The 24,996-nt window shown below is 72.7% G+C and carries 21 protein-coding genes; 12 read left to right on the top strand and 9 right to left on the bottom strand.

Annotated elements, in window-relative coordinates; translation table 11 throughout:
• Nucleotides 1–103: 103 nt before the first annotated feature.
• Nucleotides 104–505 carry a peptidase inhibitor family I36 protein gene (locus tag ACN263_RS12050; RefSeq protein ID WP_422739883.1) on the bottom strand — a complete coding sequence of 134 codons (402 nt, stop codon included), beginning with the start codon at nucleotides 503–505 and terminating at the stop codon, nucleotides 104–106.
• A 183-nt stretch (nucleotides 506–688) separates the two neighbouring features.
• Here ACN263_RS12050 and ACN263_RS12045 point away from each other — a divergent pair, with 183 nt between their 5' ends.
• Nucleotides 689–3,526 carry an AfsR/SARP family transcriptional regulator gene (locus tag ACN263_RS12045; RefSeq protein ID WP_422739882.1) on the top strand — a complete coding sequence of 946 codons (2,838 nt, stop codon included), beginning with the start codon at nucleotides 689–691 and terminating at the stop codon, nucleotides 3,524–3,526.
• A gap of 33 nt (nucleotides 3,527–3,559) precedes the next feature.
• Here ACN263_RS12045 and htpG read toward each other — a convergent pair whose 3' ends face one another.
• The gene (htpG, locus tag ACN263_RS12040; RefSeq protein ID WP_422739881.1) at nucleotides 3,560–5,476 is read right to left on the bottom strand and encodes a molecular chaperone HtpG; all 1,917 of its coding nucleotides are present in this window, start codon (nucleotides 5,474–5,476) and stop codon (nucleotides 3,560–3,562) included.
• A gap of 195 nt (nucleotides 5,477–5,671) precedes the next feature.
• Here htpG and ACN263_RS12035 point away from each other — a divergent pair, with 195 nt between their 5' ends.
• Entirely contained in the window at nucleotides 5,672–6,370 is a 699-nt protein-coding gene (locus ACN263_RS12035) for an SDR family oxidoreductase (protein WP_422739880.1), read from the top strand.
• A gap of 72 nt (nucleotides 6,371–6,442) precedes the next feature.
• Here the strand turns inward: ACN263_RS12035 and ACN263_RS12030 are convergent, their stop codons facing one another.
• Nucleotides 6,443–8,200: a M28 family peptidase gene (locus ACN263_RS12030; RefSeq protein WP_422739879.1), complete on the bottom strand. Its 1,758-nt coding sequence runs from the start codon at nucleotides 8,198–8,200 to the stop codon at nucleotides 6,443–6,445.
• 205 nt (nucleotides 8,201–8,405) lie between these two features.
• Here ACN263_RS12030 and ACN263_RS12025 point away from each other — a divergent pair, with 205 nt between their 5' ends.
• Complete coding sequence (locus tag ACN263_RS12025) at nucleotides 8,406–11,189, top strand: ATP-binding protein (RefSeq protein WP_422739878.1); 2,784 nt, start codon at nucleotides 8,406–8,408, stop codon at nucleotides 11,187–11,189.
• Nucleotides 11,190–11,810: 621 nt separating this feature from the next.
• On the opposite strand, the gene ACN263_RS12020 is transcribed toward ACN263_RS12025, so the two are convergent.
• From ACN263_RS12020 to ACN263_RS12010, 3 genes are all read right to left on the bottom strand, one after another.
• On the bottom strand, nucleotides 11,811–12,008 hold the full coding sequence (locus tag ACN263_RS12020) for a helix-turn-helix transcriptional regulator (protein WP_422739877.1): 198 nt from the start codon (nucleotides 12,006–12,008) through the stop codon (nucleotides 11,811–11,813).
• A gap of 571 nt (nucleotides 12,009–12,579) precedes the next feature.
• A complete protein-coding gene (locus ACN263_RS12015) occupies nucleotides 12,580–13,338 on the bottom strand; it encodes a hypothetical protein (protein WP_422739876.1) in 759 nt (252 codons plus the stop codon).
• Nucleotides 13,335–13,835: a SigE family RNA polymerase sigma factor gene (locus ACN263_RS12010; protein ID WP_422739875.1), complete on the bottom strand. Its 501-nt coding sequence runs from the start codon at nucleotides 13,833–13,835 to the stop codon at nucleotides 13,335–13,337. The genes ACN263_RS12015 and ACN263_RS12010 overlap by 4 nt, the downstream gene beginning before the upstream one ends.
• A 139-nt stretch (nucleotides 13,836–13,974) precedes the next feature.
• Here ACN263_RS12010 and ACN263_RS12005 point away from each other — a divergent pair, with 139 nt between their 5' ends.
• Nucleotides 13,975–14,802 carry a DUF3152 domain-containing protein gene (locus tag ACN263_RS12005; protein ID WP_422739874.1) on the top strand — a complete coding sequence of 276 codons (828 nt, stop codon included), beginning with the start codon at nucleotides 13,975–13,977 and terminating at the stop codon, nucleotides 14,800–14,802.
• Nucleotides 14,803–14,811: 9 nt separating this feature from the next.
• Here ACN263_RS12005 and ACN263_RS12000 read toward each other — a convergent pair whose 3' ends face one another.
• A complete protein-coding gene (locus ACN263_RS12000) occupies nucleotides 14,812–15,465 on the bottom strand; it encodes a hypothetical protein (RefSeq protein WP_422739873.1) in 654 nt (217 codons plus the stop codon).
• Between the two features lie 217 nt (nucleotides 15,466–15,682).
• Here ACN263_RS12000 and ACN263_RS11995 point away from each other — a divergent pair, with 217 nt between their 5' ends.
• Complete coding sequence (locus tag ACN263_RS11995; protein WP_422739872.1) at nucleotides 15,683–16,273, top strand: AMIN-like domain-containing (lipo)protein; 591 nt, start codon at nucleotides 15,683–15,685, stop codon at nucleotides 16,271–16,273.
• 76 nt (nucleotides 16,274–16,349) lie between these two features.
• Here ACN263_RS11995 and ACN263_RS11990 read toward each other — a convergent pair whose 3' ends face one another.
• A complete protein-coding gene (locus tag ACN263_RS11990; RefSeq protein WP_422739871.1) occupies nucleotides 16,350–17,342 on the bottom strand; it encodes a GlxA family transcriptional regulator in 993 nt (330 codons plus the stop codon).
• A 266-nt stretch (nucleotides 17,343–17,608) separates the two neighbouring features.
• On the opposite strand from ACN263_RS11990, the gene ACN263_RS11985 reads away from it, so the two are divergent.
• Nucleotides 17,609–18,247, top strand: a complete 639-nt coding sequence (locus ACN263_RS11985) for an HD domain-containing protein (protein WP_422739870.1) — start codon at nucleotides 17,609–17,611, stop codon at nucleotides 18,245–18,247.
• Nucleotides 18,248–18,259: 12 nt separating this feature from the next.
• A complete protein-coding gene (locus ACN263_RS11980) occupies nucleotides 18,260–19,177 on the top strand; it encodes an NADP-dependent oxidoreductase (RefSeq protein WP_422739869.1) in 918 nt (305 codons plus the stop codon).
• A 44-nt stretch (nucleotides 19,178–19,221) separates the two neighbouring features.
• Here the strand turns inward: ACN263_RS11980 and ACN263_RS11975 are convergent, their stop codons facing one another.
• On the bottom strand, nucleotides 19,222–19,554 hold the full coding sequence (locus ACN263_RS11975; RefSeq protein ID WP_422739868.1) for an L-rhamnose mutarotase: 333 nt from the start codon (nucleotides 19,552–19,554) through the stop codon (nucleotides 19,222–19,224).
• A gap of 160 nt (nucleotides 19,555–19,714) precedes the next feature.
• Between ACN263_RS11975 and ACN263_RS11970 the strand changes: the two genes are divergently transcribed.
• The 5 genes from ACN263_RS11970 (at nucleotide 19,715) to ACN263_RS11950 (ending at nucleotide 24,987) form a co-directional block, all read left to right on the top strand.
• A complete protein-coding gene (locus tag ACN263_RS11970; protein WP_422739867.1) occupies nucleotides 19,715–20,395 on the top strand; it encodes a response regulator in 681 nt (226 codons plus the stop codon).
• A 13-nt stretch (nucleotides 20,396–20,408) separates the two neighbouring features.
• A complete protein-coding gene (locus ACN263_RS11965; RefSeq protein ID WP_422739866.1) occupies nucleotides 20,409–21,827 on the top strand; it encodes an ATP-binding protein in 1,419 nt (472 codons plus the stop codon).
• Nucleotides 21,814–22,716, top strand: a complete 903-nt coding sequence (locus ACN263_RS11960) for a Gmad2 immunoglobulin-like domain-containing protein (protein ID WP_422739865.1) — start codon at nucleotides 21,814–21,816, stop codon at nucleotides 22,714–22,716. The genes ACN263_RS11965 and ACN263_RS11960 overlap by 14 nt, the downstream gene beginning before the upstream one ends.
• 132 nt (nucleotides 22,717–22,848) lie before the next feature.
• The gene (locus ACN263_RS11955; RefSeq protein ID WP_422739864.1) at nucleotides 22,849–23,460 is read left to right on the top strand and encodes a TetR/AcrR family transcriptional regulator; all 612 of its coding nucleotides are present in this window, start codon (nucleotides 22,849–22,851) and stop codon (nucleotides 23,458–23,460) included.
• Nucleotides 23,461–23,493: 33 nt separating this feature from the next.
• Complete coding sequence (locus tag ACN263_RS11950) at nucleotides 23,494–24,987, top strand: MFS transporter (protein ID WP_422739863.1); 1,494 nt, start codon at nucleotides 23,494–23,496, stop codon at nucleotides 24,985–24,987.
• Nucleotides 24,988–24,996: the final 9 nt, after the last annotated feature.

The raw sequence follows: 24,996 nt of genomic DNA, 5'->3' as shown, positions 1-24,996 counted from the left end.
CCCGCAGCGCCGGCCGGGGTCCCCGTGGACTCCGGCCGGCGCCGTGGTGGCCCCCACAGGTGCGGCTGCGCCGGGTGAGCCCCGCCCCCGCGCAGCCGTCGGATCAGCAGACCCGGACCGCCTCGATGCGCTTGTTCCAGGTCCCCCCGATGGCGGCCGTGTCGTATGCCAGGTTCGCCCGGTAGCCGTACGCGTGCTGGTAGCCGAGCAGGCCGGTGGCGTTCGCGTTGTCCCAGAAGGTGGAGACGGTGCCGGACGGCCGGTTGTTGATGATCGACTGAGCCTGGTTGCGGAAGTACGAGGGCAGCGTGACGTCCTTACACCAGTTGTACGGCCCGTCGAGCAGGAAGATGTCGCCGCTGAAGTTGGCCCCGGAGTACAGGCAGAGCAGACCCGACGGGCAGGCGTAGTTGGCCTGGGCCGGGCTCGGGGCGACGCCGAGTGTGGCGCCCACGGCGACCACGCCGAGCAGCGCCGACGTGAGTCTTCGCAGAGCAGTTCGCACGATGATGACCTCCGGTGTCGTCACGACCGGGACCGGCCGTGAGTCGAGTTGCCGACATCACGTTGATCGATGTCGTTGTGCCAACGATGATCTGCGCGGAAGGTCGACGAATTCCTGCCGGAACCTCAATCCGGGGTGTCCCGGCACCGGGTGGGCGACCGGCAGCACAGCGAGCGGCGATTCATGGAAATTCGGGTCCTCGGGCCGGTCGAGGTCTGGGCGGAAGGTCATCCGGTCGATGCCGGAGCGGCCCGGCAGCGCGCCGTGCTGGCCGCGCTGGCGGTCGACGTGGGCCGACCGGTCCACCTGGACGCTCTGGTGGACCGGGTCTGGGGCGACGCGTCGCCGCCCCGCGTCCGCCACAACCTGCACGTCTATCTCGCCCGGCTCCGCCGGGTGCTGGCCGACGCGGGCGCACCCGACGCGCTGGCCCGCCGGTCGGGCGGTTATCTCCTGGACCTGCCACCGGAGACAGTGGACGGCCCGCACTTCGAGGCGTTGCGGCACCGGGCCGACGCTCTGTCCGACCAGGACCCCGAGCGGGTGGACCTGCTGCGCCGGGCGCTGGAGCTGTGGCGTGGCGAGCCGCTGGCCGGACTACCCGGCGAGTGGGCGGCCCGGGTCCGACAGGACTGGCACCGCCGGCACACCGACACCGCCGTGCAGTGGGCCCGTGGGATGCTGCGGCGGGGCGAGCCGGATGCGGTGATCGATCCGCTGACCCGGCTCGCCGACGAGCATCCGCTGGACGAACCGGTCGCCGCCGTGCTGCTGCACGCGCTGGCCGCGGCCGGTCGGGGTGCGCAGGCGCTGACGTACTACGCCCGGCTGCGGGACCGACTCGCCGACGCGCTCGGCGTGGACCCGGGCGTCGAGCTGCGCCAGCTGCACCAGGCCATCCTGCGTGGTGAGGTCACCGTGCCGGCCGCGCAGGCGCTTCCCGTACCGGCCGGCGCGGGGGACGTCGCACGGACCCGGGCGGACCGCCCGATCCCCGCGCAGTTGCCGTCGGATGTGCGGGGCTTCGCCGGGCGGGATGCGGAGCTGGCCCGGCTGGACGTGCTGCGGGCGTCCGCCGAGGAACGACCCGGGGGCGTTCCGCTGGCCGTGCTCTCCGGAGCGGGCGGCGTCGGCAAGACGGCCCTCGCCGTGCACTGGGCGCACCGGGTCGCCGGGCAGTTCCCGGACGGGCAGCTCTACGCCAACCTGGAGGGCTACAGCCACAGCGGCGTCGTCCGCAGCGCGGAGCAGGTGGTCCGGGGCTTCCTGGCCGCGCTCGGCGTGCCGCCCCGCGAGGTGCCGGCGGACGAGCAGGCGCAGACCGCGTTGTACCGCAGCCTGCTCGCCGGTCGGCGGATGCTGGTGCTGCTCGACAACGCCCGGGACGCCGCGCAGGTCCGGCCGCTGCTGCCGGGCGCGGCGAGCTGCCTGGTGCTGGTGACCAGCCGGGACCGGCTCACCGGTCTGGTGGCCACCGAGGGCGCCGAGGCGATCGTGCTGGACCTGCTCAGTGCCGAGGACGCCCAGGCCCTGCTGTACGCGCGGATCGGGGCGCGGGCGAGGGCCGAACGGACGGCGGTCGACGAGCTGGTACGACTCTGTGACCGGCTGCCGCTGGCCCTGGTCGTGGTGGCGGCCCGCGCGGTGGTCCGGCCCCAGCTGCCGCTGGCCGAGTTGGGCGCGCAACTCCGGGCCGACGGCCGGCTGGACGGGCTCGACACGGGCGACCACGACAGCAGCGTGCGGGCGGCGCTGTCCTGGTCGTACCGGCTGCTGTCAGCGCCGACCGCGCGGCTGTTCCGACTGGTCGGCGGCAGCACGGACGTGACGGTGAGTACCGCGGCCGGGGTCAGTCTCGTCGGCGCCGGCCGACGGGCCGTCCGGGCGGCGTTCGCCGAGCTGGCGGACGCGCATCTGATGCTGGAGCGCGCCCCGGACCGGTACGCCATGCACGACCTGTTGCGGGCGTTCGCGGCCGAGCTGTCCGCCGAGCACGACCCGGCCGGCGACCGGGCCGAGGCGCGCGGCCGGCTCTTCGACCACTACCTGCACAGCGCGCACGCGGCGGCCGTGCTGCTGCATCCGCACTGGGATCCGATCACCCTCGCCCCGGCCGTGGCGGGCGTACGGCCGGAGAAGTTCGGCGACCACGACGAGGCGGTGGCGTGGTTCACCCGCGAGCGCGACGTACTGATCGCGCTCGTGGAGCGGTGCGCCGCCAGCGGGGCCGACCGGCACGCCTGGCAGCTCGCCTGGAGCCTGACCAGTTTCCTGGACCGTCAGGGCGGCTGGCACGACCAGCTGGCGGTGCAGCGTTCGGCGCTGGCGGCGGCGCGGCGCAGCGGGGCGGTGGTCGGGCAGGCACACGCCCATCGCAGCCTGGCGCGGGCGCAGGCCCGCCTGGGCCGGCTCGACGAGGCGCCCGGCCAGCTCCGGCGGGCGCTGGAGCTCTTCCGCGAGCTGGGCGACCTGGCCAACCAGGCGCACACCTGCCTCGACCTGGCCGAGGTGGCCGACCGGGAGGGCCGGCGCGCCGAGGTGGTCCAGCACGCCGAGGCGGCGTTGGCGCTGTACCGCGAGGCGGGCCACCGCTACGGGCAGGCGATGGCGTTGAACGCGGTCGGCTGGTACCGGGCCCAACTCGGCGCGCACGACAGTGCGGTCGAGGCGTGCCAGCAGGCGTTGGAGCTGCTACGCGAGTTCGACGACCGGCAGGGCCAGGCGCCCACCTGGGACACCCTCGGCTACGCGCAGCACCGCGCCGGACGGCCCGCGGAGGCGGTTGTCGCCTACCGGCACGCGCTGGCGCTGTACCGGGAGTTCCAGGACCGGTACTACGAGGCGGACACGTTGGGACACCTGGCCGAGGCGCAGGTCGACGCGGGCGACCCGGCGGAAGCGGCGCGGAGTTGGCGGACCGCGCTGGGCATCCTGGACGACCTCGGCCACCCGGACGCGGCGGAGGTCCGTCGCCGGCTGGCGGACGTCGACGGGTCCGGACCGGCCGGCGGAACCCGCTGAGCGGGCGGCCCGCCGGCCGGAGGGGTCGAACGGTTACAGGGTGCGCGCCAGCCGGTCGGCGAGGGTACGGGTGAACCGGGCCGGGTCGGCCAGCTCGCCGCCCTCGGCGAGGACCGCCAGGCCGTACAGCAGTTCGGCGGTCTCGGTCAGGGCCGGGCCGGAGTCGCCCTGCTCGTGGGCCTTGCGCAGCCCGGCGACGAGCGGGTGACCGGGGTTGATCTCCAGGATCCGCTTGGTCGAGGGGACCTCGTGCCCCATCGCGCGGTACATCTTCTCCAGCGTCGGCGTGAGGTCGTGCGCGTCACCCACCACGCAGGCCGGTGAGGTGGTCAGCCGCGACGAGAGGCGGACCTCCCGGACACTGTCGGCCAGGGTCGTGCCCAGCCAGTCGACAAGCGCGGCGAACTCCTGCCGCTGCTGCTCACGCTCGGCCTCGGCCTGCTGCTTCTCCTCGTCGGTGTCCAGGTCGACCTGGCCCTTGGCGATCGAGCGCAGCGGCCGGCCGTCGTACTCGCCGACCCGCTCGACCCACACCTCGTCGACCGGGTCGGTGAGCAGCAGCACCTCGTGGCCCTTGGCCCGGAACGCCTCCAGGTGCGGGGAGTTCTCGATGGTGGTCCGGGAGTCGCCGGTGGCGTACCAGATGTCGGTCTGGCCGTCCTTCATCCGCGAGACGTAACCGGCCAGGTCGGTGGGCTCGGCCGCGTCGTGGGTGGACGCGACGGACAGGATCTCCAGCAGGGTGTCCCGGTTGTCGGTGTCGTCGATCAGCCCTTCCTTGACCACCGCGCCGAACTCCGTCCAGAAGGTGCGGTAGCGCTCGGCGTGGTTGGCCTTGAGGTCCTTGACGGTGGCGAGGACCTTCTTGACCAGGCGGCGGCGGACGATCTGGATCTGCCGGTCCTGCTGGAGGATCTCCCGGGAGATGTTCAGCGACAGGTCGTGCGCGTCGACGACGCCCTTGACGAAGCGCAGGTAGGTGGGGACCAACGCCTCGCAGTCGTCCATGATGAACACCCGCTTGACGTAGAGCTGCACGCCGCGGCGGCCCTGCGGGGAGAACATGTCCAGCGGGGCGTGGCTGGGCAGGAAGAGCAGCGCCTCGTACTCGAAGGTGCCCTCGCCCTTCATGTGCACGACCTCGAGCGGGTCGGCCCAGTCGTGGCTGACGTGCTTGTAGAACTCGTTGTACTCGGCGGCGTCGACCTCGTCGCGGGGGCGTGCCCAGAGCGCCTTCATCGAGTTGAGGGTCTGCACCTCGCTGGTGGCGGCCTCGCCGTCGGCGCCGGGGCGATCGACGGTCATCCGGATCGGCCACGCGATGAAGTCGGAGTAGCGCTTGACGATCTCGCGGATCGTCCACTCGGCGGTGTAGTCGTGCAGGTTGTCCTCGGTGTCCGCCGGCTTGAGGTGCAGGGTCACCGCCGTGCCCTGGGGGGCCTCTTCCACCGACTCGATCGAGTAGGTGCCCTCGCCGGTGGACTCCCAGCGGGTGCCGCCGGTCTCGCCGGCCTTGCGGGTCAGCAGGGTGACCCGGTCGGCGACCATGAACGCGGCGTAGAAGCCGACGCCGAACTGCCCGATCAGCTCCTGCGAGGCGCGGGCGTCGGCGGATTCCCGAAGCTGGCGCAGCAGCTCGGCGGTGCCCGACTTGGCGATGGTGCCGATCAGCCGGACCACCTCGTCGCGGGTCATCCCGATGCCGTTGTCCCGGACGGTCAGCGTGCGGGCGTCCCGGTCGACCTCGATGGCGACGTGCAGGTCGTCGGTGTCGGCGACGAGGTCCTTGTCGACGAGCGTCGCCAGCCGCAGCTTGTCCAGGGCGTCGGACGCGTTCGAGATGAGTTCCCGCAGGAAGACGTCCTTGTTCGAGTAGATCGAGTGGACGACCAGTTGCAGGAGCTGACGCGCCTCGGCCTGGAACTCCAACGTCTCGGCCTGGTTGCTCACACCGTCTCCCTTCTCGGCTCGTGCGGAGGTTCGCGCAAAGGATACGAGCCGTCACCGGTGGGGGTGTGTGCGCCTCCGGGTCGTATTCCCGATTCCCGCCCGCCGGTCGGGTGACCTAGCTGACTTTGCCTAACATAAGTCAGCCGGATAGCGTTCGGTGCGACAAGCCCCGCCACGAACCCTGGAGCAGTCCCCATGAAGATCGCTGGAAGCACCGCCCTCGTCACCGGCGCCAACCGGGGCTTCGGCCGACACCTGGCCGCCGAGCTCGTCGCGCGTGGGGCGACGGTCTACGCCGGCGCCCGCAACCCGGACACCGTCGACCTGCCCGGCGTGACGCCGGTCCGGCTGGACATCACCGACCCCGCCTCGGTGGCCGCCGCCGCGACGCTGGCCGGCGACGTGAACCTGCTGGTCAACAACGCCGGCATCGACAGCCGGGCGGACCTGCTGGAGGGTGACCTCGACCTGATCCGGCTGGAACTGGAGACCCACTACCTCGGCAACCTGTCGATGATCCGGTCCTTCGCGCCGGTCATCGCCGGCAACGGCGGCGGCACCATCCTCAACGTGCTCTCGGTGCTGTCCTGGGTCAACTTCCCCCTGCACGGCGCGTACGGCGCGGCGAAGTCGGCCGAGTGGGCGATGACCAACGCGCTGCGCCTCCAGCTCGCCGAGCGGGGCGTCCGGGTCGCCGGGCTGCACGTCGGCTACATGGACACCGACATGGCCGCGACGGTCACCGGCCCGAAGTCCGATCCGGCCGCGATCGCCCGGATCGGCGTCGACGGCATCGAGGCCGACGCGTACGAGATCGTCACCGACGACGTCAGCCGGCGGGTGCAGGCCGGGCTCGCCGGCGGGGTCGCCGCGCTCTACCCGCAGCTCCCCTGACCGCTCCCCCACCGCCGAACGCGACGGGCCGCCGCCGGGAGCACCGGCGGCGGCCCGTCATCGGGTACGGGGTCAGCCGGCCTGCAGCGTCACGTCGTCGATCACGAAGCTGGTCTGCAACGACGAGTCCTCGGTGCCGGTGAACTTCAGGGTGACCGTCTGCCCGGCGAACCCGGCCACGTTGAACGTGCGCTGGGTGTAGCCGGAGGCGGCGTTCAGATTCGAGTACGTGGCCAGGGTGGTCGAGCCCACCTGCACGGTGAGCTTGTCGTACGCCGTGGAGCTGGTCGTCTCGGCGGTGTCGACGTGCAGCCAGAACGAGAGCGTGTAGCTGGCGCAACCGGCCGGCACGGTCACCGACTGGGACAGGGTGTCGGTGTGGGTGCTGCCGTACCCGTCGAGCCACGCCTTGTACGACCCGGTCCGGGCCGGCTGGCCGCTGGAGTTGGTGATCACGCCGGAGGAGGCGGTCCACGGCGTGCTGCCGCTCTCGAAGCCACCGTTGCCGACCACCTGCCCGCCGGCACAGCCCCCGGTACCGGTCACCGTGAGGGTGAGGCTGGCGGTCCGGGTGACCGAGCCGGTGCCGGTGACCGTGACGGTGACCGTGCCGGTGGTGGCGCTGGACGAGGCGGTCAGCGTCACCGTCGACGAGCCGCCGGAGGTCACCGACGACGGGCTGAACGCCACACTCACCCCGCTGGGCGCGCCGGACGCGCTGAGGCTGACCGTCTGCGCCGAGCCGGAGGTGGTCGCGGTGCTGACCGTGGCGCTGACGCTGGCGCCCCGGGCCACGGTGAGCGCGGTGGGGCTGACCGCGACCGAGAAGTCGTTGGTCGGGGTGCCGCCGCCCACGGCGAGCTGCCACAGCGCGTACGCGACGCCGTCCGCGGCCCGGTTCAGCACGGTGGCGCTGACGTTGGCGGTGGTGTCGCAGGACCGGTGGTAGCAGGCGTCGTACGCGGCGTTGGCGGTGCCGCCCCACTTCGCCGCCTGGCTGCTGGTCTTGCGGGCGCTCGCGCCCGCCGCGTACCCGGAGGTGGGGATGCCGGCCTGCTGGAAGTAGTAGTCGTCGGAACGGCCCTGACCCTCGACGTTCTCCTCCGGTTGCAGCCCGAGGGAGTCCCAGTACGCCTTCAGCGGTGCGGCCGTGGTCGAGCTGACCCGGTTGATGAAGTAGCCGCCGTTGGTGGACCCGACCATGTCGAAGTTGTAGTAGCCCTTGATGTAGCCGCGCTGGGTGGAGCTCAGCGAGTTGACGTAGAAGCGGGAGCCGTTGAGCCCCTGCTCCTCGTCGGTCCACCAGGCGAACCGGACCTTCTTCGTCATGGTCGGGTTCTGCGCGGCGAGGACCAGGGCGTTCTCCAACAGGGTGGCCGAGCCGGAGCCGTTGTCGTTGATGCCCGGGCCGGCCGAGACGCCGTCCAGGTGGGCGCCGAACATGACCACCTGGTCGGCCGGGCCGCCGGGCCACTCGGCGATCAGGTTGTTCGAGGGGTACGTGCAGCTGGAGCAGTACTGCTCGCTGACCGTGTAGCCGGCCGCCTGGAGCTTCGTCTTGACGTAGCTGAGCGAGGCGGTGTAGCCGGCCGAGCCGGCCCGCCGGTTGCCGCCGTTGCTGCTGGCGATGGAGTTGAACTGGGTCAGGTGCGCCTGGACGTTGCTGACGGAGATGTCCGGCGCCGCCAGGACGGCGGCGGACGCGGCGATCGGCCGGGCCGCTGTCGTCGCGGCGGAGGGTGACGCGGTCGCCGGCTGGGCGGCCAGCGTCACCGTCATCCCGGTGAACACGGCGAGCGCGACTCCCGCGCTCAGCGTTCTGCCTCTCATGGGGGCTCCTCGGGGGTCGGAGAGATAACCGAGACACTTACAGAGATCTATGTCTGTGACATCGGTCGTTCGTCCCGAACCCCCGCCCGTTAGACGGTGGGTACCGGCGTCAGCACAGGTGAGTAAAGGTGCCAGGATGGGTAGGTAACAGCAGCAGGGGTCGTCGGGCCCGGAACGGGGGGCTAGCGATGAGGCCGGGTCGAGCGTGACACGACCCCGCACCGACCTGTTCGACGACGGCGGGGCCACCGGACGGCTGATGGCGGAGCTGGACTGGGCTCGCACACCACTCGGCGCGGTGTCCGACTGGCCGCAGAGCCTGCGCTCCGCCGTACGGATGGTGCTCTCCTCCCGCTACCCGATGCTGCTGCTCTGGGGCGACCGCCTCTCCCAGCTCTACAACGACGCGTACTCGGCGCTGATCGGCGACAAGCACCCCGGCGCGCTGGGCGACGACGTGCGGATCACCCTGGCCGAGGGCTGGGACGTCCTCGCTCCCCTGATCGAGCGGGCCATGGCGACCGGGGTGGCCAGTTGGGTACCCGCCCTGCAACTCCTGCTCGACCGCGCCGGCTACCGCGAGGAGGCCTACTTCAGCGTCTCGCACGCCCCGGCCCGCGACGACGACGGCCGTACCGTGGGTGTGCTGACGGTGTGCAGCGAGGTCACCGAGCAGGTCGTCGGCGAACGGCGACTGCGGCTGCTGCGGGACCTGTCCCTGCGCGGCGACGGGCGCACCGTCGACGTCGACGCGACCTGCACCCGGCTGGTCGACGCGATCGGCGGCCACCCGTTGGACGTGCCGTTCGCCGCGATCTACCTGCGCGACGGCGCGACCCTGCGGCGGATCGCCTGCACGGGCGGCGACCCGGGCCAGACCACCGTAGCCGGGGCGCTGCCGACCCTCGTCGACCTGGCCGACCCGGGTCCGACGGCCCACGCCTGGGCGCTACCGGGCGCGGCGTCGGGTCGACCCGGCGACGTGACCGGCCTGGCCGAACGGCTGTCGCTGCCCTCCGGCCCGTGGGGCGACCCGGCCCGCGCCGCGCTGGCCCTGCCGCTGCCCTCGGCCACCGAGGACCAGCCACTCGGCGTCCTGCTGGTCGGCGTCAGCCCCAACCGGGCGCTGGACGAGGCGTACCGCTCCTTCCACCAGCTGCTGACCCAGCAGGTGTCCACGGCGGTGCGCAACGCCCAGGAGTACGAGCGGGAGCGCCGCCGCGCCGAGACGCTGGCCGAGCTGGACCGGGTCAAGACCACCTTCTTCACCAACGTCAGCCACGAGTTCCGTACCCCGTTGACCCTGATGCTCGGTCCGCTCGCCGACGCCCTCGCCGACACCACCGCGCCGCTGGCGCCGACGCAGCGGGAGCGGGTCGAGACCGCCTGGCGCAACGCGACCCGCCTGTTGACCCTGGTCAACAGCCTGCTCACCTTCTCCAGCCTGGAGGCCGGCCGGGCGCGCAGCGACGCCCACGAGGTCGACCTGCCCGCGCTCACCACCGAGCTGGCCAGCGTCTTCCGCGCCGCCGTCGAGCGGGCCGGGCTGACCCTGGACGTCGACTGCCCGCCGCTGCCCCGCCCGGTCACCGTCGACCCGGTCAACTGGGAACGCATCGTCACCAACCTGCTCTCCAACGCCCTCAAGTACACGTTCATCGGTCGGATCCGCGTCGCCGTGGACGCCGACCACGACGAGGTACGCCTCACCGTCGCCGACACCGGCATCGGCATCGGCGAGGCGGACCTGCCGAAGCTCTTCGAACGCTTCCACCGGGTGCAGGGCGCGCGGTCGCGTAGCCACGAGGGCACCGGCATCGGCCTGGCCCTGGTCCACGAGCTGACCCGGCTGGAGGGCGGCGAGGTCCGGGTGGCCAGCCGGGTGGGCGTCGGCACCACGTTCACCGTGGCCCTGCCCTGGTCGGCGGCACGGCGTACGGCCACGGCGGGCCCGACCGCCGCCGGGCGGGGCGACGCGGCACGCGCCGCCGTGCAGGACGCGATGGGCTGGCTGACCGACCCGGCCGGCGAGGTCGCCGAGCCCGCCCCGGCACCCGGTCCGGCCGCCGACGAACTGGCCGGGGCACGCATCCTGCTGGCCGACGACAACAGCGACATGCGCGCGTACCTGAGCCGGCTGCTCGCCGGCCAGGGCTGGCGGGTGCGGTCGGTCACCGACGGCCGCCAGGCCCTCGACGCGATCCACCGGGAGCCACCGGACCTGGTGCTCACCGACGTGATGATGCCCGGGCTGGACGGCTTCGACCTGGTCCGCCGGTTGCGCGCGGACCCCGCGACCCGGTCGCTGCCGGTGCTCGTGCTCTCCGCCCGGGCAGGCGAGGAGGCCAGCGTGGCAGGTCTCAGCCTGGGCGCCGACGACTACCTGGTGAAGCCGTTCGCCGCCGCCGAGCTGATCGCCCGGGTCCGGACCGCCATCCGCCGTGCGCGCATCGAGGTTCCCGGCGACGGTGGTCCGGCCCCTGAGCGGCCCACGGCGATCGAGGTCCAGCCCGGTCCGGCCGTGCCTCTCGTGGATCGCGTCGCCGAGCCCGTGACCGGCGATCCGGCCGGCACGTCGACCGCCGGCGCCTCCGACGACGGGCTCGGCGAACGGCTGGACGAGCAGTGGACGTACCCGTCGGTGCCCACCTCGGCGGCCGCCATGCGCAAGGACGTCCGGGTGGCGTTGGACGACCTCAACGTCGACGGGGAGGTGGCGGAGGATCTGCTGCTCGCCGCCTCCGAGGCGATGAACAACGCCGTCGAGCACGCGCAACGACCCAGCCGCCCCGAGGTGCGGGTCCGGCTCCAGGTCGGCGACGCGCTGGTCCGGATCTCGGTACGCGACTTCGGCACCTGGCGGGACCGTCGACCGGCCATGGACCGGGGGCGTGGCGCGCTGCTGATGAACGCCTACGGCGACGTACGGCTCGTCTCCACCGCCGAGGGGACGACCGTGACCATCGAACGCCGACTCGAAAGAAGGTGAAGGTGGAGGTGGTCTACGGCCTCGTGATGGACCAGTCGGACGGCCCTCCCAGGCCCATTACGAGGTCCGGCCTGGTCGAAAAGGGAGAGCTGCATGTCCTCGGGGAGACACCGGAAGAAGCCGTGAAGAGCGCACAGGAGTTGCGAACCCTTTTGTTGGACCGCCTTCGGCGGGCGCTTAGGCAGCGGGATTGAGCCCTGACTGGCCGCCCGAGCTAGGCGGTGTCTTCAAAGGATCTTGGTGGGGCAGGATATAGCACGTGCCTCGATGGACTGAGTCGGACTCTGGCGTTCGTGCTCTCGGGCCGCAACGTCAACGACTGCACCCGCTTCAGGCACACCGTGCAGCTTCGCGACCGCCACGCCATGCGACCGGCGTCGACAACACCCTGATGGATGTGATGCCTGTGAGTCATCTAGATGACTCACAGGCATCACCCTCATCAGCATTACCGCCGCCGCTCAGCGCCGCGGCCCGACCGCGCTGATCGCGGCCTCGTTCCAGGCCACCGTCAGGCGAAGGCGGCCAGGACGGTGAAGGCCGCTGCCTGAGCCCCGCACGGACAACGGCCCGCCCTCTGGTCTCCAGGGCGGGCCGTTCCGTGTCTGCTCTCTTGTCCGCTCAGCCTTCCGGCGTCTGGTGGGGCCGATGGGCCTTGATCCACGCCTCCACGTCCGCGCGGTCCCAGACCCGCACCTTGCCGCTGGCCACCGTGTCGATGGGTGCGGGGAAGGTGGCCCGGTTGGTGATCTCGGTGGCCCTGGTGCGCGACACACCGCCGAGCATGTCGGCGATATCGGAGAGAGCCACGAGTCTCACGCCATGACCGTAAGTACGTGCCAGGGGCACACGTTGCCACTTCCAACCTTGACGGTGTGCACGTTGCAAGGGAGGCTGATGCGGCTACATCCGGTGAGCGGTCCGGGTACGCGAGCGGGGCTCCGTGCCCGGACCTGCCGTTTCAGGAGGTGGAGCCGTGCCCATGGACGAAGGCCCCGTGACCCCCGCGCTGGTCCTCTGGACCGCCAAGCGCGTGATCACCCAGCACCGGGAGCCGGCCCAGGACTCCCGCGCTACTGGCCGTTGTGCTCAGTGCCGGGACGCCGGTTGCGACATGCTGAGTTGGGCCATCGGCGTAGTGAAGGCTCACCGCCTGGCCGCCGACCCCAAGCCGTGATCGAGCGGGAGCTACCCCGGGAGGTCTGGGTCCCCCGGCTGGCCGCATGGACGATCGCTGAGCACCAGGAGACCCGCTGTCCCCGGTGCCGGCCAGGCGGGTGCCGGTCGCTGGACTGGGCTCGGGACCGACTGGAGCAGTACGCCATACCTACGCCCGGCTAGTCCTGATTACGGCTTGGAGCGGTGACATGTGTCACCGCTGTCCCGGGGATCAGAGTCGGCGGCCCGCGCGGTCGTGGGCCACGATGCCGTCCAATCGCTTCCCGGGCGCGAGCGTGTCCGGATCGAACCAGAAGATCACGACCTGCTTGTCGAGACTCCAGCGGGCCAGCGTGGCGTCGACCTGCCGACCGTCGACCGTGCCGGTGATCCGCGCCGCCGAGCCGACGAAGTAGCCGAACGTGGGCACCGGATTAGCCGACTCGCTCTCGTCGTACCCGATCTGGTGGAAGCCCGGGCTGCGGTCGGCACCGTCGACGTCGTTGACCAGGATGTCCGTGCGCACCGTTCCGTCCCCGGCACGGCGACCGGCGGCCAACCCGATGGTCACCTTGGGCGCCTCCGGGACGGTCACCGCGACGACGTAGTAGACCCGCCGGTCGGCGCCGTACCCGATCCCCGAGTCGATCACCTGACCCATGGGCTTCGGATCCGGCACGCCACGGGCCTTGCTGGGCGGTGGCGTCGGCTCGTCCGACGTCGCCGCCGTCGGCGTGACGCCGGCCGGGGTCGAGGCCACGGTGACCGGGGACGCGGGCTCGGCCGGCGCGGGATCGCGGGACCCGCTCGGGTCGACCGTCACCGCGGTGACGGCGACCAGCCCGGCCGCGAGCGTCGCCGCCGCGGCCCCGGTCACCCGCCGGCGGGTCCGCAACCGCCGTCCCTCGCGCATCACCCGGGCCAGGTCGATCACGGCGTCGGGGCGTTCGGTCGCCCGCATGGCGTCGCGGAGCCGATCCAGCTCGCTCATCGGCGCGCCCCCTCGTCACTGAAGCGCGGGGCGGCGGTGCGCAGCTTCTCCAGCGCCCGAGAGCTGGTGCTCTTGACGGTGCCCACGGACACGGCGAGCTCTCGCGCCACCTGCGCCTCCGGCAGGTCGAAGTAGTACCGCAGCACGACGATGGCCCGCTCCCGAGGGCTCAACGCCCCGAGGATGGCGACCAACCAGCGCCGGGTGGCCACGTCGTCGGCCACGTCGCCCCGGCGCTGCTCCGGCACCTCGTCGGTCGGGTACTCCCGCAGCGGCCGTCGCCACCGGTCCACCAGGTGGTTGACCAACGTGCGCCGCGCGTACCCGTAGGCGTCGTCGTCGTGGATCCGCGACCACGACGCGTACGTCCGCACCAGCGCGGTCTGCGCGGCGTCCTCGGCCTGGTGGTGGTCGCCGGTCATCAGGAACGCGGCGTGCACCAGCCGCGCGGACGCCGCCCGCGCGAACTCGACGAACTCCGCGTCACCCCGCGCCACCGCGCACCCTCCCCCGTGCCACATCACCTCAGACGGGTGGGACTCCCGAAAGGTTGAGATCCGGATCACCTCAACTTTTCGTCGCCACCACCCGTCTTCTCCTGTGCGCCGCCATTACGCGACGCGCGAGGGGAGAGACATGTCGACGAAGGGTACCCACCGGTGGCATCTGGCCTCGGCGGCGTCACTGCTGGCGGTGGCGCTGCTCACCGGATGCACGGGGCCGGCGGCCGGGCAGCCCGCCGGTGACCCCGCCACCGGACCTGGGCCCGGTGACCACGCGACGGCCTCGCACCGGCCGACCGGCGTCGGCATCCTCGGCACCCGCAGCACGCCCAACAGCCCGGTCAGCTACCCCGCCACCGGCGGTAGCCGCTGGACGACGGCCCCGGCCGAGACGACGCGTGGCGGCGCGGAGAGCGGCACGCTGCTGCGCTACCGGGTCGCGGTGGAACGCGACATCCGTGGTCTGCCGGCGGGCGAGATCGGCAACGCGATCTCCGCGACGTTGAACGACCCCCGTGGGTGGACGGGGGGCGGGAACTGGCGGCTGCGGCGGGTGGGCGCCGACGATCCGGCGGACTTCACCATCTACCTGGCGACCCCCGGCACCCGCGACACCCTCTGCCAGGACGTGCCGGACGGCTACACGTCCTGCCGCAACGGCGCGAAGGTGGTGCTGAACGTGGCGCGTTGGGTGTCGGGCGTGCCGAACTACGGCGCGAGCCTGACCACGTACCGGCAGTACATGGTCAACCACGAGGTGGGGCACCGACTCGGGTTCGGCCACGAACGCTGCCCGGGAGCGGGCCGGCCGGCGCCGGTGATGCAGCAGCAGACGTTGGGCCTGCACGGTTGCCGGGCCAACGCCTGGCCGTACCCGAACGGCACGACCCGCTACCACGGCCCGTCCGGGGCGTACGACGACGCGATCCCCCGGCGCGAGGGCGCGTACCCGAAGCACTGAGACCGCCGGTCAGGGTCGGCGGCGGCGCTCCTGCTCGAGTCGCTCGTCCAGCCGACCCAGCTCGTAGACGCCGTTGAGGCTGGTCGGCAGGCGGCGGACATTGTCCGGCCCCGGGTCGGGGTCGGGAGTCGGCGTCGGGTCGGGAGTCGGTGCGGGAACAGCCGAGGAGCCGCTGCTGCCACGGCCGCGCAGCAGCAGTAGCGCCAGCCCGACCAGGACCACCGCCACCAGGAGATAGGACGCCGGCGGCCAGCCATCGCGGACGGGGTCGGCGATGGCTGGCGCGACGACCGGCGCAGGAGTGTCTCCGCCGCGCGGGGGCACGGCCGTGTCGCGTCCGTCGGTGTCGGCGCTCCGGTCGGGGCGGTCGGGTTTGACCGTCGCCCGGCCACCGGTCGACGAGCCGGCGGGTGCGGATGTCGCGCCGGGCTTCGCCGGGCCGGACGGCGCGGTCGTCGGTGGCCGGCCCGGCGCGGCGGTCGGGGCGGGGGTGCCGCTCGGCGTCGGGATCGGTGTGGGCGTACCGCCGCCGCCCAGCAGGTCGCCCACCAGCCGGCCGACACCGCCCACCAGTTCGCCGATCGGCCCCGGCGTGGCGGTCACCGACGGCGTGGGAGCCGGCGCGAGGGCGAGGGTCAACGCGAGGACGACGACGGCGGGCATCCATCCACCTCCGGTGTGCCGGTGCCAGGCACCGTATCGCAGTGTGGGACGCCGTGGGGTGTCGCGCCACGGCTGACGTCGCTCCTGGTGTCCGGCCGTTGTTACCCGGCGGTTACGCCACGGCGAGGTGCCCGTGTCGGTGCGGGACGACGGTGGCGGCGAGGGTCACCGGCAGGCGGCCGTGACGTGACCCCGGGACACCGAACGGAGAACCACGATGAGGATCAGGAGCGCGCTGACCGCGACGGCGGTCGTCCTCGCCGGAGTGCTCGCCACGGCGGGCAGCAGCGCGGCGGGCACCAGCGGCGCGGCGCGTACCGGCCCGGCGCGGGCCGCGACCGAGGCGTACTGCGGGATCACCTGGGGCAGCGGGGAGAAGTCGGCCGGCGCGCTGAGCGACGCTCCCCTGGTCGACGTGCGGACGGGCCGGCACGACTGCTACGACCGGGTGGTGTTCGAGTTCGCCGGCCCGGTCGACGGGTACACGGTCGGCTACGGCGAGACCTGGACCGAGGGCGAAGGGCTGGCGCTGTCGCCGTACACCGCCGGAGGCGCGCTGCTGCGGGTCTCCCTGCGGGCCCCGGCGTACGACGCCGACCACCTCGGCACCGTCCCGTACCCGGTCGGCGGCCACGTCACGAACCTGCTGCGCTATCCGACGCTGCGCGACGTGGTCTTCGGCGGCAGCTTCGAGGGCTACACCACCTTCGCCGTCGGCGTCCGGGCCCGGTTGCCGTTCCGCACCCTCGTGCTGGCCGGGCCGGGAGCGCACAGCCGAATCGTGCTCGACGTCGCCCACCAGTGGTGACCGGCGTCGGACACCGATCCGCCTGGCCGTCCGCCCCGGCGTAGACGGCCAGGCCACCGGACCCGGGTGCCGGGCCTCACCGTCCTGACGGGTCCTCGTCGACCTGGCCGCGACGGGTCGTACCGAACCGCCGTTGGTAGGCGGCGGGGCTGATCGCCAGCTTCCGGGCGAACACCCGTCGCATGCTCTCGTAGCTGGGGAATCCGGCCAGCATCGCGGCCTGCGTCGCGGTGTGGTTCTGGTCCAGCAACGCCCGGGCCAGGTCGAACCGGATGTTCTCCACGTAGCGGGCCGGTGTCGTGGACAACTCGTCCCGGAACAGGCGGGTGAGCTGCCGGGTGCTCACGTTGAGGTGTTTTGCGAGTTCGCCGAGCGAATGGTCCGCCCGGGGGTTCGCCGTCACCACGTCGGCGATCCGGCGCAGCGCCGGCGACCGGGGCGGGGGCCCCTGCAACGGAGCGGAGAACTGGGACTGGCCACCGGCCCGCTGCATGTACACCACCAGGGCGCGGGCCACCTCGCGGGTCAGGTCCGGCCCGTGGTCCTCCTCGACGAGAGCCAGCGCCAGGTCGATGCCGGCCGTCACGCCCGCCGAGGTGTACGTCGCGCCGTCGCGTACGTAGATCGCGTCGGGTTCGACCCGGCAGGTGGGACACCGGACGGCGAGCTCGTGCGCGACCTGCCAGTGCGTGGTGGCGCGCCTGCCGTCGAGGAGGTCGGCGGCGGCGAGGACGAACGCGCCGGTGCAGATCGACGCGACCCGTGCGGCCCTGCCCGCCGGCGCGCGTACGGCGTCCGCCAGGTCGGCGGGGACGAGGGCGCGCGGATACCGGTCGGACCCGGCCACCAGCAGCGTGTCGACGTCGGGTGCGGGGGTGACCGCGCCGTCGACGGCCATCCGGACGCCGAGGCTCGACGTGACGTCCGCACCGTTCGGCGAGAGCAGCATGATCCGGTAGTCCGCGCCGAAGCGATTCGCCTCCTTGAACACCTCGGCCGGACCCGCGACGTCCAGCAGCGTCACCCCGTCGTACACGAAGATCGCGACGCGGTGCGGGCCGCCGGTCACGGTGTCCGGCCCTGCGCCGACGCGCCGCGCGGAGCCGGACGCGGCGGGTGTCGACGACTACCGGGGTGGCGGACGGGCGGGGTGCACACGTTGCATTGGTAGCACGCCGCCGGCCGGACCGAACGCGGTCTCCATCACTCTGTGTGGCGGCCGCCCCCTGTCCAGATTTGAGGGGTTCCTGGCTCGACGAGGGCGGCGGACCACGACGGCCGGTGGGCACGATGGGGTCATCGGCAGTCGGCTCACCTCCTCGGAAGGCAACGGGAATGGCAGAGGTCATCGCGGGATTCGAGATTCCGCGGACAACGGCGGTCGCCGAGGCGACCCGACACATTCAGGAGACGACCGGGCCGCTCATCTACCACCACTCACGGCGGGTTTTCCTCTTCGGTCTGATCCACGCCCGACGGCTGGGCGTCGAACCGGATCCGGAACTGCTCTACCTGGCGGCCATGTTCCACGACGCCGGGCTGGTGACGCCGTTCTCGGACCTCCAGCAGCGCTTCGAGGTCGACGGCGCCGACCATGCCCGCAAGTTCCTGCTGGACCGGGGGTTCTCCGCGGCCGCCGCCGAGACCGTCTGGACGGCGATCGCCCTGCACACCACGCCGGGCATTCCCGACCGGATGGGCCCGGAGATCGCGACCACCTACCTCGGGGTGCTGACCGACGTCCTCGGCCTCGGCCTGGACGGGCTCAACACCGACCAGTTGGCGGAAATCCTCGCCGTCCATCCGCGCGGGGATTTCAAGAACGAATTCCTGCGCACCACCGTCGACGGGCTGAAGAATCGACCGGAAACCACGAACGGCACCGTCAACTCCGACTATCTCGAACATTTTGTTCCCGGCTTCCAGCGTGTGACGACGGTCGAGCGCATCGTCGGCTCACCCTGGCCGAGCTGAAAGGCCACGAACATGAGAGCGATTACGGTACGCGACCGGAACGCCGGCGTGCCGGGACTCACCCTGACCGACATGCCGTACCCGCACGCGGCGGAGAACGACGTCATCGTGCGCGTCCACGCCGCCGGCTTCACGCCCGGGGAGCTCGACTGGCCGACGACGTGGACCGACCGCGCGGGTCGGGACCGGACGCCCACCATCCCCGGTCACGAACTCTCGGGTGTGGTGGCCGAACTCGGCTACGGCACCACCGGCCTGACGGTGGGTCAGCGGGTGTTCGGCCTGACCGACTGGGCCCGCGACGGTTCCCTGGCCGAGTACACGGCGGTGGAGGCGCGGAACCTCGCCCCGCTGGCGGCCGACGTCGAGCACACCGTGGCCGCGGCGCTGCCGATCTCCGGGCTGACCGCCTGGCAGGGGCTGTTCGACCACGCCCACCTCACGAGCGGCCAGACCGTCCTCGTGCACGGCGCCGCCGGGGGTGTCGGCTCGATCGCCGTCCAACTCGCACGCGAGGTGGGCGCTCAGGTGATCGGCACCGGTCGCGCCGCTGACCGGGACCTCGCGCTCTCGCTCGGCGCGCAGACCTTCGTCGACCTGAACGCCGACGACCTGCGGCAGGTCGGCGAGGTGGACGTGGTGTTCGACGTCATCGGTGGCGACATCCTGCGCCGCTCGACCGAGCTGGTCCGCCCCGGCGGCACCGTCGTGACCATCACCGCGCCGCCCGACGTCCAGCCCCGGCAGGGGCGAGCGGTCTTCTTCGTGGTCGAACCCGATCGGGCCCGGCTGGTCGACCTCGCCGAACGCGTCCGCACCGGACGACTCAGGCCCGTCGTGGGCGACGTACGGCCGCTCGCCGAGACGGCCTCGGCGTTCGCCCGTCACCGTCGCGCCCCGGGAAAGACGATCATCAAGATCGCCGAGTGACCGGGGCTCCGGCCGGCTCCCGGCGGGAGCCGGCCGGCGTCGACCTAGCCTCGGGAGTCCTGCGGGGCCTCGTCGGCCAGGTGCCAGACCTCGCGCATCGGCGCCCACCAGTCCCCCGAGCCGGGCTCGGCCAGCGACTCCTGGCACGGGTCGGTCAGCTTCCACCACTCCTGGGTCTGCGGGTCCGCGGCGATCAGCCGCAGGTCGGCCTCGTAGTCGTCGCCGACGTACTCGTAGTAGCCGAACAGCAGATCGTCGTGGAGGAAGATCGTGTAGTTGCGGAAGTTCGCCTCGCGCAGCGTCTGCTCGACGCTCGGCCAGACGTCGGCGTGTAACCGCAGGTAGGTCTCCCGCTGCTCGGGGCGGAGTCGAATCACGCAGCCATGACGTTGCACGTCGTGCCCTTTCGTGTGAGGGGGTGCCCGCAGGCACCTGACCGTAGCTGGTGGACGGTGCCCTGCCGGGGATCCGACCGGCCGCCGATGACGGCCGTTCCGCCAGGGTCACGCACAGTGGTCACGGGTCTACCCTCGACTGATGGAGGGCCGCGTACTGGTGGTCGAGGACGACGTCTCCATCCGGGAGGTCACCGCCCTCGGCCTGCGTCGCGCCGGCTTCCGGGTCGACACCGCCGGCGACGGACGACAGGCGCTCGTGACCTTTCGAGCCCACCCGGTCGACCTGATCGTGCTCGACGTCATGCTGCCCGCGATGGACGGTCTGGAGGTGTGCCGGGAGATACGGCGGTCGAGCCAGGTGCCGATCCTCATGCTGACCGCCCGCACGGACACGCTCGACGTGGTGGTCGGCCTGGAGTGCGGCGCGGACGACTATCTGCGCAAACCCTTCGACCTGCCGGAGCTGGTGGCCCGGGTCCGTTCGGTGCTGCGGCGGGTCAACGCGCCGACGCCGTCACGCGCCATCGCCGTCGGCGACCTGGAGATCGATCCGGGCGCTTTCGTGGTCCGTCGGGACGGCCGGGAGGTGGAGCTGACCGCGACCGAGTTCCGGCTCCTGCTGGAGCTGGCGCGACGTCCCGGCCAGGTCTTCACCCGGGAGCTGCTGCTCGACCTGGTCTGGAACCACCGCTTCCTGGGCGACTCCCGGCTGGTCGACGTGGCGGTGCAGCGGTTGCGCGCGAAGGTCGAGGACGATCCGGCGCACCCACGGCGCATCCGCACCGTACGGGGCGCGGGCTACAAGCTGTCCGGCGGCTGACGGGAGGTCGGCGATGGCCGTACGCGCGGTACCGCCCGGCCGGCTGCGTCGCCGACTGACGATCGCGTTCGTGCTGGTCGCCGGGGTGTCCGCCGGGCTGCTCGCGGGCGGGACCGGGCTGCTGCTGCGACAGTCCTGGTGGGACGCCTCGCTGCGCCAGGCCGCCGCCGACGCCCGCTACCAGCTCGTGCTCGCCGGGCAGTTCCTGCCGTTGACCGAGCAGCGCCGCGCCGAGCTGCTGACCAGCTTCGAGGGCAGCGGTCGGCACGTGATCCTCGTCGACGACACGACCCGCCCCTCCCACCCCGGCTACTCCCCCGCCCTGGGCGACCGGCTGCGGGGTTCGGTCGCCCAGGGGCGGCTCGCGTTCCAGCGCTCGACCCCGGGGCAACGGCCCCGCCTGCTGGTGGTCGGTGGTCGTATCCCCGGTTCGACCGCGGAGCTTTACGTGATCACCGTGGAGGACGACATCGCGGCCGACCTGAACGAGGTGTACGCCGCGCTGCTGGCCGGCTGGGTGGCCGTCGTCCTGGTCGCCGCCGCGGTGGGCAACCTCCTGGCCCGCCGCACCCTGGAGCCGGTGGGTCGGGCCAGCCGCGCCGCGCAAGCGCTCACCGAGGGGCTGCTCGCCACCCGGCTGCCGGTACGCGGGCGGGACGAGTTCAGCGCCTGGGCGGCGTCGTTCAACGAGATGGCCGAGGCGCTGGAGGCGAAGATCGTCGCCCTGTCGGCGGCGCAGGCCCGGGAGCGGCGGTTCACCGCCGACGTCGCGCACGAGCTGCGTACCCCGGTGACCGCCCTGGTGGCGGCGGCCTCGCTGCTGCGCGAGCAGCTGGACCGGCTGCCGGACGACGCCCGGCCGGCGGCCCGGCTGCTGGTCGGCGACGTGGTCCGGCTGCGCCACCTGGTCGAGGACCTGATGGAGATCTCACGGTTGGACGCCGGGCGGGAGCGGCCGAGCGTCGAGCCGGTGGACGTGCTGGCGCTGCTCCGCGCGATCGTCGCGGCCCGCGGCTGGTCGGAGCGGGTGCGGATCACCGGCGACGCCGCCACGCCGCCCACGGACCCCCGCCATCTGGAGCGCGTCCTGGCCAACCTGATCACCAACGCGGTCGAGCACGGCGGCGGCGAGATCCGCGCGACGGTGAGCGCGGCGGACCGGATGGTCGCCGTCGAGGTGTCCGACCAGGGACCCGGCATCCCGGCCGCGCACCTGCCGCTGGTCTTCGACCGGTTCCACAAGGTCGACGCCGCGCGCTCGACCTCGGGCAGCGGCCTCGGTCTGGCGATCGCCCGGGAACACGCGGCCGTGTTGGGCGGGGTGCTGAGCGTGCGCAGCGCGCCGGGCGTCGACACGGTGTTCCGTCTGGAGCTGCCCGCGCGGGGTCCCGACGGTGACGCGCGGGAGGCGGTGCGGGATGAGCGGCCGTGACGGGTCCCGCGCGGCGGGCGTGGCGCTCGTCGCCGCGCTCGTCCTCGCCGGCTGCGGCACCCCCCGCTCCGGCGTCCTGGGCGCGGCGCCGACCGCGCCCCCGCCCAGCACCTACCCGCCGGCCGTCGCGCCCGCCACGACGCCGCCGGCCGCTCCGGCTCCCCCGACGCCCACCACCACCCCGCCGCGTCCGTCGACGCCGGCGGTCACCGGGACCCGCCGGCCGGACACGGTGACGATCGAGCTGTGGTACGTCCGCTCCGGCCGGCTCGTGCCCACCCGGCGCACCCGACCGGCCACCGTCGCGACGTCCCGGCTCGCCCTGGACGAGCTGGCCGCCGGGCCGACCCCGGCGGAGGCCGCCACCGGGATGGTGACCCTGCTGCCGGGCGGCGTCGAGGTCACCCGGATCGCCGACGGGGTGGCGACCCTCGGTCCCGTCCCGTCCGGCGACGACCCGACGGATCGGCGGCTGCGCGAGGCGCAGGTGGTGTGGACGCTCACCCAGTTCCCCACCGTCCGGCGGGTGCGCTTTGCCGGTGCCGCGCCGGTCGGTCGGGCCGACTATCCGGGCCTGCTCGCACCGATCGTGGTCACCGGGCCGAGTGTCGGCGACCGGGTCACCGCTCCGCTCGCCGTCACCGGCACGGCGGACACGTTCGAGGCCACCGTGAGCGTCCGGGTGCTTGACGACGCCGGACGCCAGGTGGCCACCGCCTTCGGCACGGCGAGCTGCGGCAGCGGCTGCCGGGGCGACTACCGGGTGGTGGTCACTTGGCGGACGGCCAGAAAGCAGCACGGGACGATCGAGGTGTACGAGGTGTCGGCCCGCGACGGCACCCGGATCAACACCGTCGCCGTGCCGGTGCTCCTCGCGCCGACCCCGTAGCCGTGCGGGAAACGTGATCGTTTCGTTCCTCCGGTGCGACGCACCTCATAAAACCCTGCAAGGACAGCATCGAGCGAACTAGTGTCGGTACGACATCGTTTCACGGGGGTGCAGGTGCTGGAGGATCAGCAGGTGAGCGCGGGCGTCGGCGTACCGGCCGCCCGGGCCGCCCGGTGCGCGACCACCGACCTGTTCAGCGTGGTGCTCGACGTGCTGCGCGAGGTCGGGTACGACCGGATGACCATCGACGCCGTCGCCGCCCGCGCCCATGTGAGCAAGGCCACCATCTACCGGCGGTGGGACGGCAAGGCCGAGCTGGTCGTCGCCGCCCTGAGCGACCGCCAGGTCGGTGTGCTCAACCCACCCGACACCGGGTCGCTCCGGGGCGACCTGCTCGAACTGCTGCGCGCCACCGCCGCCATCTGCGTCGCCGACTGCGACCTGATGCAGGCCCTGACCTTCGCCATGCGGACCAGTCCGGAGCTGGAACGTCTGGTACGCCACCAGGTGCTGCCCGCCGGGCGGGTGGCCAGCACCGCCGTCCTCGTCCGCGCCGCCGCCCGTGGGGAGATCCCCCCGGAGGCCGGCGAGCGGGACCTGTTCCACGACCTGGCGCCCGCGCTCCTGATGTCCCGGCTGGTCGCGCACGGGTTGCCCGCCGACGACGCGTTCCTCACCCAGGTCGTCGACCAGGTGCTGATCCCGGTCCTGACCTACCGGCAGCACCGCCCGTCCCAGGCCTGATCCATCAACATCCGCACCACGGAAGGCTTCACCATGCCCGGAACCACCTCGACCGCCCCCGGCGCGCCCGACGCCGGGACGGCGACCGGCGCGCCGCACCCGCGGCGCTGGATCGCTCTGGCGGTCATCGCGGTCTCGCAGCTGATGGTCGTCCTCGACGCCACGATCGTGAACATCGCGCTCCCGCAGGCCCAAGCCGACCTGGGCATCACCGACGCGAACCGGCAGTGGGTGATCACCGCCTACACGCTGGCCTTCGGTGGTCTGCTCCTGCTCGGTGGCCGGATCGCCGACTACTGGGGGCGCAAGCGCACCTTCCTGGTCGGCATGACCGGCTTCGCGCTCGCCTCCGCGCTGGGCGGCCTGGCCACCACCGGTGGGATGCTCTTCGCCGCCCGCGCGTTGCAGGGCGCGTTCGGCGCGCTGCTCGCGCCGGCCGCGCTGGCCCTGCTCACGGTGCTGTTCACCGAGGCCACCGAGCGCGCCAAGGCGTTCGCCGTGTACGGCGCGATCGCCGGCGGCGGCTCCGCCGTCGGACTGCTGCTCGGCGGGGTGCTGACCGAGTACGCCGACTGGCGCTGGTGCCTGCTGGTCAACATCCCGGTCGCCGCCATCGCCATCGCGTTCGCCCTCCCGCTCGTGCCGGAGAGCCGGGCGCACGGCAACACCCGGTACGACGTGCCCGGCGCGGTCGTCGTCACCGCCGGTCTGGTCTCCCTCGTGTACGGCTTCACCAAGGCCGCCGAGGACGGCTGGGACGCCACGGCGACGCTCGGCTTCATCGCCGCCGGCGTGGTGCTGCTGGCCGCCTTCGTGGTGATCGAACTACGCACCAACCACCCGCTGCTGCCGCTGCGGATCATCCTGGACCGCAACCGGGGCGGGGCGTACCTCACCTCGACGCTGATCGGCGCGGGGCTGTTCGGGGCGTTCCTCTTCCTGACCTTCTACTTCCAGGTGGTCCTGCAGTACAAGCCGCTGGAGGCGGGCCTGGCGTCGCTGCCGGTCACCGCCGGTGTGCTGATCGCCGCGGGCGGCGCCAGCCAGCTCATGCCGCGACTGGGCGCCAAGCCGCTGATGGTCGCCGGCGCGGTGCTCGCCGCCCTGGGCATGGTGGTGCTGACCCAGATCGACGTCGACACCCCGTTCCTCACCCACCTGCTGCCCGCCCAGGTCATCCTGGGTCTGGGGCTCGGCTTCACCTTCGTCCCGCTGTCCAGCCTCGCCCTGGTCGGGGTGCCGGAGCACGACGCCGGCGCGGCCAGCGCGACGCTCAACGCCACCCAGCAGGTCGGCGGCTCGCTCGGCACGGCGCTGCTGAACACCTTCTACACCAGCGCGGTCACCGCCTACCTGGTTGGCCGGACGCCGAATCCGGTGACACAGGTGGAGGCGCTGGTGCACGGCTACCGCGTCGCCTTCGCCTGGGGCGCGGTGCTGATCGTGCTCGCCGGACTGGTCACCCTGGTCCTGGTGAAGGTGCGCAAGGAGGACATCCCGGCCGGCAATGCCGTGCACATGGGCTGAAACCGGGTA

This window comes from Micromonospora sp. WMMD729, assembly GCF_049315225.1.
In the GTDB taxonomy this organism is placed as follows: domain Bacteria; phylum Actinomycetota; class Actinomycetes; order Mycobacteriales; family Micromonosporaceae; genus Micromonospora.
This window is presented reverse-complemented; position numbering and strand designations above follow the sequence as displayed.